The 19,271-nt window shown below is 72.4% G+C and carries 1 protein-coding gene; it reads left to right on the forward strand.

From position 1 onward, the window contains the following. The first annotated feature begins 142 nt into the window (after positions 1–142). The gene (locus KIP79_RS46400) at positions 143–19,264 is read left to right on the forward strand and encodes an SDR family NAD(P)-dependent oxidoreductase (protein WP_308169536.1); all 19,122 of its coding nucleotides are present in this window, start codon (positions 143–145) and stop codon (positions 19,262–19,264) included. Positions 19,265–19,271: the final 7 nt, after the last annotated feature.

The following is a 19,271-nucleotide window of genomic DNA, read 5'->3' on the forward strand; positions in this document are numbered from 1 at the left end:
GAGCAATTCAGACAGACAACTTCACATGGTCCGATTTAGAGCGGAACAAGGCCACCGTTAGGGCCTCCGCCGAGGCTGGTATGCGAACGACCCGCACGTACGCACGCCGTGTCGTCCTCGACGAGAGAGCCAGCAGCAGACAATGCGCGAAAACCACTCGGCCACCGTCTCCGACAAATCCTCCGCGCCGGCGGAACCCATCGCCATCATCGGTCTCGCCTGCCGGCTGCCCCAGGCGGCGGACGTCGCCTCCTTCTGGCGGCTGCTGGCCGAGGGCCGCGACGCGGTGGGCGAGGCGCCGGCGGACCGCTGGTCGGGGGACGCGCCCGGCCGCGGCGCGTTCCTCGACGAGGTCGACCGCTTCGACGCCGCCTTCTTCGGCATCTCCCCGCGCGAGGCGGCGGCGATGGACCCGCAGCAGCGGCTGCTGCTCGAACTGGGCTGGGAGGCGCTGGAGGAGGCCGGCATCGTCCCGGCCCGGCTGGCGGGCAGCCGCACCTCGGTGTTCGCCGCCGCCATCTGGGACGACTACGCGGCCCTGCACCACCGTCTCGGCGCGGCGCCCGGCCGGCACTCGGTCACCGGGCTGCACCGGGGCATCCTCGCCAACCGGCTGTCGTACGTGCTCGGTCTGACCGGGCCGAGCCTGACGGTCGACGCGGCGCAGTCCTCGTCGCTGGTCGCGGTGCACCTCGCCTGCGAGAGCCTGCGCCGCGGCGAGTCGGACCTGGCCCTGGTCGGCGGGGTCAACCTGATCCTGTCCCCCGACAGCAGCGCGCGCAGCGCCCGGTTCGGCGCGCTCTCCCCCGACGGCCGCTGCCACACCTTCGACGCCCGGGCCAACGGGTACGTCCGCGGCGAGGGCGGCGTGACCGTCGTGCTCAAGCCGCTCGGCCGGGCGCTGGCCGACGGCGACCGGATCCACTGCGCGATCCTCGGCAGCGCGGTCAACAACGACGGCGCGTCCGCAGGGCTGACGGTGCCGGACCGTGCCGCCCAGGAGGCCGTGATCCGCGAGGCCCACGCCCGCGCGGGCACCGAGCCGTCCGAGGTGCGGTACGTCGAGCTGCACGGCACCGGAACGCCGGTGGGGGACCCGATCGAGGCCGCCGCCCTGGGCGCGGCCCTCGGCGCGGGACGCCCTGCCCCGCTGCCGGTCGGCTCGGTCAAGACGAACGTCGGGCACCTGGAGGGCGCGGCCGGGCTGGTCGGCCTGCTCAAGACCGCGCTGAGCATCGAGCACCGCACCCTGCCCGCCAGCCTGAACTTCCGCGAACCCAACCCCGCCATCCCCCTGGACGACCTCGGGCTGCGGGTGGTGACCGAACGCGGCCCCTGGCCCGGGGACGGCGACGGACGTCCGCTGGTGGCCGGGGTCAGCTCGTTCGGCATGGGCGGCACCAACGCGCACGTCGTGCTCGGCGAGGTGACGGACCAGCTCGAGTCACCGGCGGGGGACGCCGGAGGGGATCGCGGGCCCTTGCCCTTCGTGGTGTCCGGCCGTGGCGCGGACGCCCTGCGCGGACAGGCGGCTCGGCTGGGCGAGCGACTTCGGGACGGGGGGCAGGGCCGCCCGGTGGACCTCGCGTACGCGCTGGCCGCCACCCGCACCCGCTTCGCGGACCGGGCGGTGGTGGTCGCCGGGGACGCCGAAGGGCTCGCCGAAGGAATCGCCGCGCTGGCGGAGGGCCGGGAACATGCGTCCCTGATCCGGGGAGAAGCGGCCGGTCAACCTCGCACCGCGTTCCTGTTCACCGGACAAGGCAGCCAATACCCCGGCATGGGACACCAGCTCTACCAGACCCATCCCGTCTTCGCCGCAGCCCTCGACGAGGTCACCGCCGCCCTGGACGCACATCTCGACCAGCCCCTGCGCGAGATCATGTTCGCCCAACCCGGGAGCCTCCAGGCCGCTCTACCCGACCAGACCGCTCTGCCCGACCAGACCGCTTTGCTCGACCAGACCCGCTACACCCAGCCCGCGCTGTTCGCGCTGGAAACCGCCCTGTTCCGGCTCCTGGACTACCTGGGCGTCCGCCCGGACATCCTCACCGGCCACTCCATCGGCGAACTCACCGCCGCCCACGTCTCCGGCGTGCTCTCTCTGCCCGACGCCGCTCTCCTGGTGGCCGCCCGCGCCCGCCTCATGCACACCGCCCCCGCAGGCGGAACCATGATCGCCATCCAGGCCACCGAAGAAGAAGTCCAGCCCCACCTCACCCCTGCCCTCAGCATCGCCGCCGTCAACGGCCCCACTGCCGTGGTCATCTCGGGCGACACTCCTGTCGCCACCCAGGTGGCCGCCTTCTTCACCGCCCAAGGCCGGCGCACCCGCCGGCTGACGGTGAGCCACGCCTTCCACTCACCCCACATGGACCCCGTCCTCGACGAGTTCCACGCCATCGCCGCCACCCTCACCTACCGCCCGCCCATCATCCCGATCATCAGCAACGTCACCGGACGAGTAGCCACCACCGACCAGCTCACCGACCCCGTCTACTGGACCAACCACATCCGCCAGCCCGTCCGCTTCCACGACGCCATCACCACCCTCCACGGCCACCGCATCACCGCCCACCTCGAACTCGGCCCCGACGCCGTGCTCTCCGGCATGGTCAGGGCCGCCTCGACCGGCCAGGCCACCGTGCACGCCACCCTGCGGCGGGGAAGGCAGGAGCCCGCCACGCTGATCCACGCGCTGGCGGGCGTCCACGTGCGCGGCGTCGAGGTCGACTTCGCGGGCCTGCTCGCCGAGTTGGGCGGCCGGGCTGTTCCCCTGCCGACGTACGCGTTCCAGCGCGAACGCCACTGGCTGGACACCACAGACGAGCGAACCGGCCCGCAGCCGGAGCCCCTGAGCGAATCGCAGACCGGACGGCGGCCCGGGCCTCGGAGCGAGCCCCAGACCGGACAGCGGCCCGGGCCTCGGAGCGAGCCGCAGGCTGGACGGCGGCCCGCCGCCGAGCCCGCTTCTCGGCGGGCCGTGGCGTCACAGGACCTGCTCGACCTGGTCCGCACTCAGACGGCCATCGTCCTGGGCCACGTCACCGGTGACGCCGTGGACAGCGACCGGACCTTCAAGGACCTCGGCTTCGACTCCTTGGCCGCCGTCGAACTACGGGACCGGCTGCAGGACGCGACGGGCCTCGTCCTGCCGTCCGGCCTGGTCTTCAACCATCCGACGCCACGTGCGGTCGTCCAGTCACTGAGCGAGGAGCTGATCGGCGGCGCGGAGGCCGCGGCCGTCCTCCCCGCACGTGCGGTGCGGGACGAGGACCCGATCGTGATCGTGGGGATGGCGTGCCGCTACCCCGGCGGCGTCACCTCGCCCGAGGACCTGTGGCGACTGGTCGCGGACGGCGTGGACGCCGTCGGCCCTTTCCCCGGCGACCGGGGCTGGGACCTGGACAGGTTGTACGACCCCGACCCCGACCACACCGGAACCTCCTACACCCGCCAAGGCGGATTCCTGTACGACGCGGCCCAGTTCGACCCGGCCTTCTTCGGGATCAGCCCACGCGAGGCGGCGGCCATCGACCCACAGCAACGACTCCTGCTGGAGACCGCCTGGGAAACCTTCGAACGGGCCGGCATCGACCCCGACTCGCTTCGCGGCTCACGAACCGCCGTATTCGTCGGCGGGACGGCACAGGACTACGGCCCTCGCCTGGACGAGCCCGCCGACGGTTTCGACGGCTACCTGCTCACGGGGAGCACCGTCAGCGTCGCCTCCGGCCGCCTGGCGTACACGTTCGGGCTCGAAGGTCCCGCCGTGACCGTGGACACCGCCTGCTCATCCTCACTGGTCGCCCTGCACCTGGCCGTACAAGCGCTCCGCCAGGGCGAATGCGACCTGGCCCTGGCGGGTGGAGTCACCGTCATGGCGACCGCGGGCATGTTCCTGGAGTTCAGCCGCCAGCGCGGCCTGTCGGCCGACGGCCGGTGCAAGGCCTTCGCCGCCGGCGCCGACGGGACCGGCTGGTCGGAAGGGGCGGGTCTGCTTCTCGTCGAACGGCTCTCCGACGCGCGGCGCAACAACCACCCGATCCTCGCCCTCGTCCGTGGCACCGCGATCAACCAGGACGGCGCCAGCAACGGCCTCACCGCACCCAACGGGCCCGCGCAGGAACGCGTCATCCAACAGGCGCTCACCAGCGCCGGACTCACCCCCGCCGACGTGGACGCCATCGAAGCCCACGGCACCGGCACCCGGCTCGGCGACCCCATCGAAGCCGAAGCCCTGCTCGCCACCTACGGGCGGAACCGGCCCGCGGACCGGCCGGCGTGGCTGGGATCGCTCAAATCCAACATCGGTCACACCCAGGCGGCCGCCGGGGTCGGCGGCGTCATCAAAATGGTCCAAGCCCTGCGACACGACCTGCTGCCCCGCACCCTGCACATCGACGAACCCACCCCGCACGTCCGCTGGGCGACCGGCGCGCTCCGCCTGCTCACCGAGGCGACCCCCTGGCCACGAGACGATGACCGCCCCCGCCGCGCCGCCGTCTCCTCCTTCGGCATCAGCGGCACCAACGCCCACGTCGTCCTCGAAGAACCACCCACCCCGTCACAGGCGATCAAACTCACTCCGGCGACGGCCGACACACCACAGACCGACGGCGACACCACGGCGACACCCGACATATCACAGACCGATGGCGACACCCTGGCGACGCCCGACATATCACAGACCGATGGCGACAGGCTGGCGGCGCCCGGCACGCAGGTGCCCTGGCTGCTGTCGGCGCACACGCCGGACGCCCTCCGCGCCCAAGCCCTGCGCCTGCACACCTATCTGGGCCGGCGGCCCCACACCGACCCTGCCTCCACCGCACAGGTACTCGCGACTGGCCGCGCCGCCCTCCCCCACCGCGCCGCCGTCATCACTGGCGACCGAGACCAGCTACTCGCCACCCTGGACGCGTTGGCGGAGGGCCGGGAGCATCCATCTCTGATCCGGGGAGAAGCCGCCGCCCCACCTCGCGTCGGCTTCCTGTTCACCGGACAGGGCAGCCAGCGCCCCGGCATGGGACACCAGCTCTACCAGACCCACCCCGTCTTCGCCGCCGCCCTGGACGAGACCGTCGCCGCCCTGGACCCCCACCTGGACCAGCCTCTCCTGCAGCTCATGTTCGCCCAGCCCGGTACCCCCGAAGCCGCTCTCCTGGACCAAACCCGCTACACCCAGCCCGCACTGTTCGCCCTCCAAACAGCCCTCTTCCGGCTCCTGGAAGACCGAGGCCTACGACCAGAAGCAGTGCTCGGCCACTCGGTCGGATCCATCGCCGCAGCCCACATAGCCGGAGTCCTGGACCTGACGAACGCCGCCACACTGGTCACCGCACGCGCCCGGCTCATGCAGGCCCTCCCCACAGGCGGCGCGATGGCCGCGCTGTCGGTGAGCGAAACGGATGCGGTCACGCTGCTGGAAGGACTCACCGAACACGTCTCACTCGCCGCGATCAACGGCCCCCGATCGACGGTGGTGTCCGGCACCGAGGAGGCTGTACTGGCGGTGATGAAGCGTGCGGCGGCACGTGGCGCGAAGCACAGACGCCTGACCGTCAGCCACGCCTTCCACTCACCACTGATGGAACCCATGCTGGCCGACTTCCACGCGATCGTCGCCGACCTCCACTTCACCGCACCGCGCATCCCGATCGTGTCGGACCGCACCGGCCGCCTCGCCACCGCCGACGAACTCGCCTCACCCGACCACTGGGTCCGACACGTACGAGAACCCGTCCGCTTCGCCGACGGCATCCACACCCTGGCCGAAACCGGCATCGAAACGTACCTGGAGGTGGGCCCGGACGCGGTACTCACCGCGATGACCGCCGACATCCTGCCCGACACCGACCCCCGGCCAACCCTCCGCCGCGACCTACCGGAACCGGCCACCGTGACACGGGCGCTGGCCGCGCTCCACACCACGGGCGTTCCGGTCAACTGGGCACGACACCTCGAAGACACCTCAAAGAACACGGTGGACGCCCCGGCCAAGTCCCGCGTGGACGCCCCGGCCGAGTCTCGCGTGGACCTGCCGACCTACCCCTTCCAGCGACAGCGCTACTGGATTCTGCCGGACAAGCGGCATGCGGGGCCGGAGGTTCTCGGGCTGACGGCGGGTGATCACCCGTTCCTCAGCGCGTCGGTGGAGCGGGCGGACGACGGGGGCGTGCTGTTCACCGGGCGGCTGTCGCTCGATACGTACCCGTGGCTGGCCGGGCACCGGATCGCCGGCGCGGTGCTGCTGCCCGGAACCGCGTTCGTGGACCTGGCGCTGGCGGCGGGCGAGCGCGCGGGATCTCCCCGGGTCGAGGAGCTCACGGTCGAGGCTCCGCTGGTGCTGCCGGCCGACGGGCCGGTGGCTCTGCAGCTGTCCGTCGGCGCCCAGGCGGACGACGGGACCCGCACCCTGACCGTCCACGCCAGGCCGGACCGCGAGGACGAACCGTGGCGTCGGCACGCGACCGGCCTGCTGGCCCCGGCCACGACGGCCCCCACACCGACAACCGCGTCGACAACCGCGTCGACAACCGCGTCGACAACCGTCCAGTGGCCGCCCGCCGGTGCCGAACCGCTCGACCCGGACCTGCTCTACGCCGAACTGGCCGAGGCGGGGTACGCGTACGGACCCACGTTCCAGGGCGTGCGCGCGGCCTGGCGACAGGGCGCGGACCTGTTCGCCGAAGTGGCACTCCCGGACGACGAGCCCGGCGTGGATGGCCAGGACCCCAGGCTCGGCGCGGGTGGCCAGGATGCCGGGCCCGGCGGGTTCCCGCTGCACCCCGCGCTGCTCGACGCGGCGCTGCATCCTCTCGTCAGGCGGGAGATCTCGGCGGGCGACGGGCTCCCGGTGCCGTACTCGTGGACCTGCGTGGAACTGTCCGCCAGCGGGGCCGCGACGCTGCGGGTCCGGTGGTCGGCGAGGCCGGGCGGCGGCTGGACGCTGACGACCGTGGACGAGGCCGGTCTGCCGGTGCTCACGGCCGAGTCGGTGGCCCTGCGCTCGGTGCCCGCGGACCTGTTCGGCACGACCGCCCGGAGGGACCTGTATCGGATCGGGTGGTCGCCCCTGCCCGTGCCCGCCACCGAGCCAGCGGGTGGGACGCGCGGTGCGGCCGACGACGCGGAACGCCTGGCTGCGACGAGCGACGCCGGCCTGCGGGTCGTCCTCGTGCCGGAGGGCGCCCAGACGGTGAGCGCGGCCGGATCCGCCGATGTGGTGGCGGTACGTGTGCCGTACGGACGGGAGGCGGCGAGGTTCGTCCTGCGGACGCTGCGGGACTGGGCGGGGGACCAGCAGGGAGGTGCCTCGCGGCTGCTCTTCCTCACCCACGGCGCCGTCGCGGCCGTCGACGGTGACCCGGTCGACGACCCGTGGGCGGGGGCCGCGTGGGGTCTGCTGCGGTCGGCGCAGACCGAGCAGCCCGGCAGGTTCGCCGTCGCCGACGTCGCGCCGGACGCCGTCGCGGCGAGCCTCACCGCACTCGCGGACCTGTCCGGCGACGAACCACAGCTCGCGGTGCGGGACGGCGTCGTACTGGTCCCGCGCCTGGTGCGGGCGAGCACCGCGACGGGCCCGGCGACCGGATTCGCCGACCGGACGGTCCTGGTCACCGGCGGCACCGGAGGCCTCGCCCGCCCGGTGGTCCGGCGCCTGGTCGAACGGCGCGGCGCGCGGCACCTGCTGCTGCTCAGCCGCGGCGGCCCGGCCGCCGAAGGGGCCGGGGAGTTCGCCCGCGAGCTCGCCGCGGCGGGAGCCGAGGCGAGGTTCGTCTCCTGCGACGTGACCGACCGCGCCGCGCTGGCGGCCGTGCTGGCGTCCCTGCCGGAGGACCGGCCGCTCGGCGCCGTCGTGCACCTGGCGGGCACGCTCGACGACGGCACCCTGGAGTCGTTGACCGAGGAGCGTCTCGACGCGGTGCTGCGCCCGAAGGCCGACGCCGCCGCCCTCCTCCACGAGCTCACCGAAGACCTGCCTCTGGACGCCTTCGTCCTGTTCTCCTCCGTCACCGGCATCGCGGGTACGGCCGGGCAGGCGAACTACGCCGCCGCCAACGCCTACCTCGACGCCCTCGCCCAGCATCGCCACGCCCGCGGCCTGCCCGCCCTCTCCCTGGCCTGGGGCCTGTGGGAGCAGGCCGACGGGATGGCCCGCGGGCTGGACGCGGCGGAGCTGGCCCGCTGGTCCCGCTCGGGGCTCGCCCCCCTCGCCGAGGCCCACGGGCTGGCCCTGCTCGACGCCGCCCTCGGTTCCCGGAAGGATGCGCTGCTCGTGCCGGTCCGGGTCGAGCCCGCCGCGCTGCGCAGGCGCGCGGCGGACGGGCCGCTCCCCGCTCCCTTGCGCGGACTGATTCCCCCGGCCCGGCGAAAGGGTGCGGGCAGGGCGGCCGACGGCGGGGCCTCCTGGGCGGAGCGCACCGCCGGACTGGCCGCGCAGGAGCGGGCCCGGGCCGTCGCGGAGGTGGTGCGGACGGCGGCGGCGATGGTGCTCGGCCACACCACCGCCACGAGTATCGATCCGGGCCGTGCGTTCAAGGACCTGGGCTTCGACTCGCTGACCGGGGTGGAACTGCGCAACCGGCTCGCCACCGTGACCGGCCTGCGGCTGCCCGCCACGGTCATCTTCGACCATCCCTCGGCCGAGGCGCTCACCGCGTACGTGCTTAGCCTGCTGCAGGGGGAGGTCACGGCCCCCGCACCGGTCCGTACCGTACGGGACGAGGATCCGATCGTGATCGTGGGAATGGCGTGCCGCTATCCCGGCGGGGTCGCCTCGCCCGAGGACCTGTGGCAATTGGTCGCGGACGGCGTCGACGCGGTCGGCCCCTTCCCCGGTAACCGGGGCTGGGACCTGGAGAAGTTGTACGACCCCGACCCCGACCACATCGGCACCTCCTACACCCGGCAGGGCGGCTTCCTCCACGACGCCGCCGACTTCGACCCGGCCTTCTTCGGAATCAGCCCACGCGAGGCGGCGGCCATCGACCCGCAGCAACGACTCCTGCTGGAGACCGCCTGGGAAACCTTCGAACGGGCCGGCATCGCCCCGGACTCGGTGCGCGGCTCACGGACCGCCGTCTTCACCGGGGTCATGTACAACGACTACGCCGCGCGGCTGCGTCAAGCGCCGAAGGAGTTTGAGGGGTATCTGCTGACGGGCAACACGCCGAGCGTCCTCTCGGGGCGCCTGGCGTACACGTTCGGGCTCGAAGGTCCCGCCGTGACCGTGGACACCGCCTGCTCGTCCTCGCTGGTCGCCCTGCATCTGGCCGTGCAGGCGCTCCGCCAGGGTGAATGCGATCTGGCCCTGGCGGGCGGCGTGACCGTGATGGCCAGCCCGGGGACGTTCGTCGAGTTCAGCCGTCAGCGCGGGCTGTCGGCCGACGGCCGGTGCAAGGCTTTCGCCGCCGGCGCCGACGGAACCGGCTGGTCGGAAGGCGCGGGGCTGCTTCTCGTCGAACGACTCTCCGACGCCCGGCGCAACAACCACCCGATCCTCGCCCTCGTCCGTGGCACCGCGATCAACCAGGACGGCGCCAGCAACGGGCTCACCGCACCCAACGGGCCCGCGCAGGAACGCGTCATCCAGCATGCGCTGGCCAGTGCCGGGCTGACCCCCGCCGACGTGGACGCCGTCGAAGCGCATGGCACCGGCACCCGGCTCGGCGACCCCATCGAGGCCCAGGCCCTGCTGGCGACCTATGGACGGCACCGCCCGACCGACCGACCGCTGTGGCTGGGGTCGCTCAAGTCCAACATCGGGCACACGCAGGCGGCGGCCGGGGTCGGCGGCATCGTGAAGATGGTCATGGCGATGCGGCACGGCACCCTGCCGCAGACCCTGCACATCGACGAACCCACCCCGCACGTCGACTGGGACAGCGGCGCCATCCGCCTGCTCACCGAGGCCACCCCCTGGCCACGAGACGACGCCCGCCCCCGCCGCGCCGCCGTCTCCTCCTTCGGCATCAGCGGCACCAACGCCCACGTCGTCCTCGAAGAACCACCCACCCCACCGCAGACCGACGGCAACACCACGGCGACGCCCGACACACCACAGACCGACACCCTCGCGACGCCCGGCATGCAGGTGCCCTGGCTGCTGTCGGCGCACACGCCGGACGCCCTCCGCGCCCAAGCCCTCCGCCTGCACGACCACCTGACCGGCCACCCCGACCTCGACCTGACCACCACCGCACACGCGCTCGCGACCCGCCGCGCCACACTCCCCATCCGCGCCGCCGTCACCACCGGCGACCGCCAGGAACTTCTCGCCGCGCTCACCGCCCTGGCCGACGACCAGCACCATCCCACACTCATCCGGGGGGAAGCGGCTGCTCAACCGCGCACCGCGTTCCTGTTCACCGGACAAGGCAGCCAATACCCCGGCATGGGGCACGAGCTGTACCAAACCAACCCGGTGTTCGCCGCCGCCCTCGACGAGACCATCTCCGCCCTGGACCCCAACCTCAACCAACCCCTGCGCGAGATCATGTTCGCCCAGCCCGGCACCCCTCAGGCAGCCTTACTCGACCAGACCCGCTACACCCAGCCCGCGCTGTTCGCGCTGGAAACGGCGCTGTTCCGGCTCCTGACCCACCTCGGCATCCACCCCGACATCCTCACCGGCCACTCCATCGGCGAACTCACCGCCGCCCACGTCTCCGGCGTGCTCGCTCTGCCCGACGCCGCTCTCCTGGTGGCCGCCCGCGCCCGCCTCATGCACACCGCCCCCACCGGCGGAGCCATGATCGCCATCCAGGCCACCGAAGAAGAAATCCAGCCCCACCTCACCCCTGCCCTCACCATCGCCGCCATCAACGGCCCCACCGCCATCGTCATCTCCGGCGACGCCTCCGCCGCCACCCACGTGGCCGCCAACTTCACCGCCCAAGGCCGACGCACCCGCCGACTGACGGTTAGCCACGCCTTCCACTCCCCCCACATGGACCCCGTCCTCGACGAGTTCCAAGCCATCGCCGCCACCCTCACCTACCACCCGCCCGCCATCCCGATCATCAGCAACCTCACCGGGCAGATCGCCACCATTGAACAACTGACCGACCCCGCCTACTGGACCACCCACATCCGCCGGCCCGTCCGCTTCCACGACGCCATCACCACCCTCCACAACCACCACATCACCACCCACCTCGAACTCGGCCCTGACGCCGTGCTCAGCGCCCTGACCACCAACGCCACCCCCCTCCTCCGCAGGAACCATCACGAACCCACCACCCTCGCGAAGGCCATCGCCACCGCCTACACCAAGGGCAGCACCTGGGACCCCACCCGCCTCACACCCCACATCTCCAGCCACCCCGACGACCTGCCCACCTACCCCTTCCAACGACAGCGCTACTGGCTGGACGCCGCCAGTGAGGACACCGAGGGGTTGTTCGATCAGGGCACCGAGCTGGCCGGAGACAGCGGGGTGCTGTTCACCGGGCGGTTGTCGCTCGACACGTACCCGTGGCTGGGTGACCACCGCATGGCCGACGCGCCGTTGGCGCCCGGCGCGCTCTTCGTCGAGATGGCGCTCCAGGTGGGCTCGCAAGTGCAGAGCCCGGTGGTGGACGAACTGACGCTGGAAGCACCGCTGGTCCTGCCCTCCGGGGGATCGGTGCAGGTGCAGGCGCTGGTGGAGAGCCTCGATGAGGACGGCAGGCGGGCGCTCACGATCCACGCGAGGACCGGTCAGGACGAGCCGTGGGTCCGCCACGCCTCCGGGTACCTGGCACCCGGGATCTCCGATCCCGCCGTACCGGACACCGCATGGCCGCCACCCGGAGCCGTCCGCACGGATGTGGCGGACCTGTACGCCCACGTCCGAGGGCTCGGCTACGACTACGGTCCCGCGTTCCGCAACGTCCGCGCGGCCTGGCGGTCAGGCGAGACCCTGTTCGCCGAGGTGGCGCTGCCGGAGGACCTGCCCGCCGACGGCAGGTTCGCACTCCACCCCGCGCTGCTGGACGCTGCCCTCCACCCGCTGCCCACGGCCGGCGGGACGGGACTTCGGCTGCCGTTCTCCTGGTCGGGTGTGCGCCTGTACGCCACCGGGGCCACCGAGCTCCGGGTCCGGCTCGATCCGACCGGGACGGACAGTGCGTCACTCGTCCTGTCCGATCCGGCTGGTGACCTGGTCGCCTCGGTGGAGGCCATCACGCTGCGGCCGCTCCCGGACTCCGCGCTCGCCGGTTCCCGCACGGCTCCGGCGTACGAGGTGAGCTGGGTTCCCTCTCCGCTGCCCCGGCAGGCCGCCGAGGACGTCGACATCGTCCACGTCGGGTCGCCGGAGTCCGTGCACGCGGCGGCGGAGCGGGCTCTCACCCTGGTGCAGGAGCGGCTCGCGAGCGACACAGAGACGCGGCTCGCCGTCGTGACCGCCGGTGCGGTGGCCACCGGCCGAGAGGAGCCCCTCCGGGAACCGGACGCGGCGGCCGTCTGGGGTCTGGTACGCACGGCGCAGACCGAGCACCCTGGCCGATTCGTCCTCGTCGACACCGACGGCAGTGCCGAATCCGAACGGGTCCTGCCGCTCGCGCTGGCCCTGGAGGAGCCGCAACTGGCGCTCCGGGAGGGAAAGGTCCTGCTTCCCCGCCTCGCCAGAGTGCCGGTCGGCGGCGGAACGAGCCGGTTGCGTCCGGAGGGGACCGTGCTCATCACCGGAGCCACCGGATCCCTCGGCGCCCTCATCGCCGAACACCTCATCACCCACCACAACATCCGCCACCTCCTCCTGGTCAGCAGACGCGGACCCAATGCCCCCGGCGCCGACACTCTCCTAGAACGGCTCACCAACCTCGGCGCCCACCCCACCCTCACCGCCTGCGACACCAGCGACCCCACCCAACTCCAGCAACTCCTGGACACCATCCCCCCGCAACACCCCCTCACGGCCGTCATCCACACCGCCGCGACCCTCCGCGACACCCCCATCACCGACCTCACCCCCGACCACCTCCACACCGTCCTAGCCGCCAAAGCCGACACCGCCCACCACCTCCACCACCTCACCCGCCACCACCCCCTCGACGCCTTCATCCTCTTCTCCAGCATCGCCGGAACCATCGGCAACGCCGGACAAGCCAACTACGCCGCCGCCAACACCTACCTCGACGCCCTCGCCCACCACCGCCACGCCCAGAACCTCCCCGCCACCTCCCTGGCCTGGGGCCTCTGGCAACAAGACACCGGCATGGCCACCAAACTCACCCCTGCCGACCTCGCCCGACTCGCCCGAACCGGCATCGCCCCCCTCAACCCTCACGACGCCCTCACCCTCTTCGACGCCGCACTGCGGACCGACTGGGCGGAGTACCCGATGCTGGTCACGGCGCGGCTGGACACCTCGGCGCTGGCCGCCGAGGGCGCCGCGGTCCCGGCACCGCTGCGGTCGCTCGTTCCGGCCTCGCCTCGGCGCGCCTCCGGCTCCCGCGCGACGGACCCGGCCCGGGGGAAGCGGGGCCAGCTGGCCGAGCGGCTGACGGACGCCACTCCGGAGGACGCGGAGCGCCTGCTGGTGGACCTCGTGCGGGAGGCGGCGGCCACGGTGCTGGGACATTCCGTGGCCGACTCCGTCGCCGAGGGCCGCGCGTTCTCCGACCTCGGCTTCGACTCACTGGCCGCCGTCGACCTGCGCAACCGGCTGAGCGCGGCGACCGGCCTGAAGCTGCCCACGACCCTGGTCTTCGACCATCCGACTCCGCTGTCGCTGGCGGCGTGGCTGCGCGGGCAGTTGCTGGAGGAGAAGGCCGTGGCGCCGGCACCGGCGCGTGCGGTGAAGGACGAGGATCCGATCGTGATCGTGGGGATGGCGTGCCGCTATCCCGGCGGAGTCACCTCACCCGAGGACCTGTGGCAGTTGGTCGCGGACGGCGTCGACGCGGTCGGCCCCTTCCCCAGCGACCGGGGCTGGGACCTGGAGAAGTTGTACGACCCCGACCCCGACCCCGACCGCACCGGCACCTCCTATGCCCGCGACGGTGGCTTCCTGTACGACGCGGCCGAGTTCGACCCGGCCTTCTTCGGGATCAGCCCACGCGAGGCGGCGGCCATCGACCCGCAGCAACGACTGCTGCTGGAGACCGCCTGGGAGACCTTCGAACGGGCCGGGATCGACCCGGAGTCGGTGCGCGGCTCGCGGACGGGTGTGTTCGCCGGGGTCATGTACAACGACTACGGTGCTCGCCTCCACCAGGCGAGCGCGACACCCGAGGGGTTCGAGGGCTATCTGGTCAGCGGCAGCGCGGGCAGCGTCGCCTCCGGCCGCCTGGCTTACACGTTCGGACTTGAGGGTCCCGCGGTGACCGTGGACACCGCCTGCTCGTCCTCACTGGTCGCCCTGCACCTTGCTGTGCAAGCACTCCGCCAGGGCGAATGCGATCTGGCCCTGGCGGGCGGGGTCACCGTCATGGCCAGCCCCGCGACGTTCGTCGAGTTCAGCCGTCAGCGTGGGCTCTCCCCCGACGGCCGCTGCAAGGCCTTCGCCGCCAGCGCCGACGGAACAGGCTGGTCAGAAGGCGCGGGTCTGCTCCTCGTCGAACGACTCTCCGACGCGCGGCGCAACAACCACCCCGTCCTGGCCCTCGTCCGTGGCACCGCGATCAACCAGGACGGCGCCAGCAACGGCCTCACCGCACCCAACGGGCCCGCACAGGAACGCGTCATCCAGCAAGCACTCGCCAACGCCGGGCTGACCCCCGCTGATGTGGACGCGGTCGAGGCCCACGGCACCGGCACCCGGCTCGGCGACCCCATCGAAGCCCAAGCCCTGATCGCCACCTACGGGCAAACCGAGGACCGGCCCGTCTGGCTGGGCTCACTCAAGTCCAACATCGGCCACACCCAAGCAGCGGCCGGAGTCGGCGGCGTCATCAAAATGATCCAAGCCCTGCGGCACGACCTGTTGCCCCGCACCCTGCACATCGACGAACCCACCCCCCACGTCGACTGGGACAGCGGCTCCATCCGTCTCCTCACCGAGGCCACCCCCTGGCCACGAGACGACGCCCGCCCCCGCCGCGCCGCCGTCTCCTCCTTCGGCATCAGCGGCACCAACGCCCACATCGTCCTCGAAGAACCACCCACCCCACCACAGGCCGACAGCGACACCACGGCGATGCCCAACACACCGCAGACCGATGCCCTGGCGACGCCCGGCACGCAGGTGCCCTGGCTGCTGTCGGCGCACACGCCGGACGCCCTCCGCGCCCAAGCCCTGCGCCTGCACGACCACCTGACCGGCCATCCCGACCTCGACCTGACCGCCACCGCACACGCGCTCGCAACCGGCCGCGCCACACTCCCCGTCCGCGCCGCCGTCACCACCGGCAGCCGTGCCGAACTGCTCGACGCGCTCACCGCCCTGGCCGACGACCAGCACCACGCCACACTCGTCCGTGGCGAGGCCGCCGCCCAACCCCGTATCGGCTTCTTGTTCACCGGACAGGGCAGCCAGCGCCCCGGCATGGGACACCAGCTCTACCAGACCCACCCCGTCTTCGCCGCCGCCCTGGACGAGACCGTCGCCGCCCTGGATCCCCACCTGGACCAGCCTCTCCTACAGCTCATGTTCGCCCAGCCCGGCACCCCTCAGGCAGCCCTGCTGGACCAGACCCGCTACACCCAACCAGCACTGTTCGCCCTCCAAACAGCCCTCTTCCTGCTGCTGGAAGACCGGGGCCTACGACCACAGGCGGTGCTCGGCCACTCGGTCGGATCCATCGCCGCCGCCCACATCGCCGGAGTTCTGGACCTGGCAAACGCCGCCACACTGGTCACCGCACGCGCCCGGCTCATGCAAGCTCTCCCGCCGGGAGGCGCCATGGCCGCCCTGTCCCTCAGCGAGACAGACACCGAAGCACTGCTGGAGGGACTCACCGAACGAGTCTCACTCGCCGCGATCAACGGCCCCCGATCGACGGTGGTGTCCGGCGCGGAGGACGCCATACAGCTGGTGACTGAACGCGCGGCAGCACACGGCGCCAAGTCCAGGCGCCTGACCGTCAGCCACGCCTTCCACTCACCACTGATGGAACCCATGCTGGCCGACTTCCACACGGTCGTGGCCGACCTCGACTTCGCCCCACCACGCATCCCCATCGTCTCCGACCGCACCGGCCGGCTCGCAACCCCCGACGAACTCGCCTCACCCGACCACTGGGTCCGACACGTGCGGGAACCCGTCCGCTTCGCCGACGGCGTCCGCGCATTGGCCGAAACCGGCGCCGAAGCGTACGTGGAGGTCGGCCCCGACGCGGTACTCACCACAATGACCGCCGACATCCTCCCCGACGCCAACCCCCAACCCACTCTTCACCGAAACCTGCCCGAACCGATCGCACTCACCCGAGCCCTGGCCGCGCTCCACACGACAGGAACCCCGGTCAACTGGGCACGACACCTCGGGCCTAACGGCACGGTGAACGGTCCGGCCCTGCCGACGTACCCCTTCCAGCGGGAGCGCTACTGGCTGAACGCGCCGAGTGCGACGCCCGCCGACCCGGCCGCCGCCGGGCTGGAGGCGACCGGTCACCCCCTGCTCGGCGCGGCGGTGGACCTGGCCGGCGAGGACGGCGTGGTCCTCACCGGGAGGGTGGCCCAGCGCACGCATCCATGGCTCGCGGATCACGCGGTCGCCGGAACGGTGCTGCTGCCGGGTACGGCGCTGCTGGACCTCGCCCTCCATGCGGGGACGCGTACCGGCTGCCCGACGGTGGAGGAGTTGACACTGCTCGCGCCGTTGCCGATCCCCGCCGACGGTGCCGTACAGCTCCAGGTCGCCGTCGGCGCGCAGGATGCGCACGGCCGCCGGACGTTGGCGGTGCACGCCCGCGACGACGCGACGGCCCCCTCCTGGACGCTGCACGCCTCGGGCGTCCTGGCACCGGAAACGGCGGCCGAACCCGAGCCACGGGCGAACGTTTGGCCTCCGACGGACGCCGAGGTCGTGGATCTCGCCGACGCCTACGACCGCCTGGCGGACCTCGGATACACCTACGGGCCGGGATTCCGCGGGCTACGCGCCGCCTGGCGCCGGGGCGAGGAGCTGTTCGCCGAGGTGGCACTGCAGGGTCCGGGTGAAGACGGATTCACCCTGCATCCCGCGCTCCTGGACGCGGCACTGCACCCGCTCGCGCTGGCAGGCGGCGACCAGGGCGGCAGCATCCGGCTGCCGTTTTCATGGAGCGGTGTCCGGTCGGCCGGGACGGGGGCGACCGCGTTGCGCGCGGCGCTGGTCCCTGCGGGCGACGATCGTTTCGCGCTGTCGCTGACTGACCCCTCGGGCACGCCCGTCCTGACCGTTACGGCACTGACCGTGAAGACGGCCGATCTCGCCGCGCTACCGCCCACTGGCGGCGGCTCGGGCGCGCTGTTCCGCGTCGAGTGGGCGAGGGTCTCTCGTAGAACGGACGCTACCCCTGCTCCGTACGTGCTGGTCGGATCGGGCGAGGAGGCCCACGACCTCGTACGCGCGGTGGCGGCGGGCACAGTGCGGGCGCACGACATCGTGCTGACCGCGCCCGACGCGCCGGGCCTCGGATTCCATCAGGTCACGTCCACCGTCCTCGGAGTCGTCCAGGCCTGGCTCGGCGTCGATCCACCGGATGGGACGCGGCTGGCACTGCTGACGCGCGACGCCATCGCCGTACGGGACAACGAACCGATCAGCGGGCTGGCGCAGTCCGCGCTGTGGGGCCTGCTGCGTACGGCGCAGACCGAACACCCTGGCCGATTTGTCCTCGTCGACACCGACGGCAGTGCCGAGTCCGAGCGAGCGCTGGCCATCGGCCTGTCCACCGGGGAACCCCAGATCGCCCTCCGCGACGGCGAACTCCTGCTGCCGAGACTCGCCCGGGTTTCCCGGGAGGACGGCCATCCGACGCGGGGCGGGCTGGGACTGTTGCAGCCGGAGGGGACCGTGCTCATCACCGGCGCCACCGGCTCCCTCGGCCAACTCATCGCCGAACACCTCATCACCCACCACAACATCCGCCACCTCCTCCTGGTCAGCAGACGCGGACCCAACGCCCCCGGCGCCGACACCCTCCTCGACCACCTCACCGCCCTCGGCGCCCACCCCACCCTCACCGCCTGCGACACCAGCGACCCCACCCAACTCCAACAACTCCTCAACACCATCCCCCCGCAACACCCCCTCACGGCCGTCATCCACACCGCCGCGACCCTCCACGACACCCCCATCACCGACCTCACCCCCGACCACCTCCACACCGTCCTAGCCGCCAAAGCCGACACCGCCCACCACCTCCATCACCTCACTCGCAACCACCCCCTCGACGCCTTCATCCTCTTCTCCTCCGTCGCCGGAACCATCGGCAACGCCGGACAAGCCAACTACGCCGCCGCCAACACCTACCTCGACGCCCTCGCCCACCACCGCCGCACCCTCGGCCTCCCCGCCACCTCCCTGGCCTGGGGCCTCTGGCAACAAGACACCGGCATGGCCACCAAACTCACCCCTGCCGATCTCGCCCGACTCGCCCGCACCGGTATCACCCCCCTCAACCCCCACCACGCCCTCACCCTCTTCGACGCCGCACTGGAGAGTGGCCTGCCGGTGACCGTCCCGGCGCGGCTCGACACGGCGACCCTGCGCGCGACCGGAAACCCGGACCGGGTGCCGTACCTGTTCCGCTCCCTGGTCCCCATCCCCGCGACGCCGACCGCCGCGTCCCGTGGCCGCGCGAACGGTTCGGCGCGGCAGGACGGCGTCCCTCCGCTGGTCCGCAAGCTGGCCGAGGCGGCTGACGCGGAGCGTCCGCCGCTCGCCCTGGACCTGGTGCGGGGCGTGGTCGCCGAGGTGCTCCGGCTGCCTTCCGGCCGGACGGTGCCCGCCGAGCGCGGGTTACTCGACCTCGGGTTCGACTCACTCACAGCCGTGGAGCTGCGTAACCGGCTCGCCGTGGAGACCGGCCTGCGGCTCCCCACCACCCTGCTCTTCGACCATCCGACGCCGACCGCGCTGGCCGTTCACCTGCTCCAGCAGCTCGCCCCCCGGCTACCGGGCGGCACGGGAGCGACGCTGACGGCGCTGGACACGCTGGCGAACACGGCCTCCGGGCTCAACCCCCGGGACCGGGAGCTGGTCGCGACCCGGCTGTCCGCCATCCTCGCGCTGATCTCCGCGGGCGACCGGCCGGAGGTGCCCGGCGACCTGCCCGCCGGGGTCGGGGAGGCCACCGACGACGAGCTGTTCCAGCTCATCGACACGCAGCTGGGCTCCGAATGATCCGTAC

Source organism: Acrocarpospora catenulata (assembly GCF_018476525.1).
Taxonomy (GTDB): Bacteria; Actinomycetota; Actinomycetes; order Streptosporangiales; family Streptosporangiaceae; genus Acrocarpospora; species Acrocarpospora catenulata.

Bases quoted from the DNA above. Each gene is read 5' to 3' on its own strand.
- KIP79_RS46400 (WP_308169536.1), top strand. From the start codon at position 143: ATGCGCGAAAACCACTCGGCCACCGTCTCCGACAAATCCTCCGCGCCG.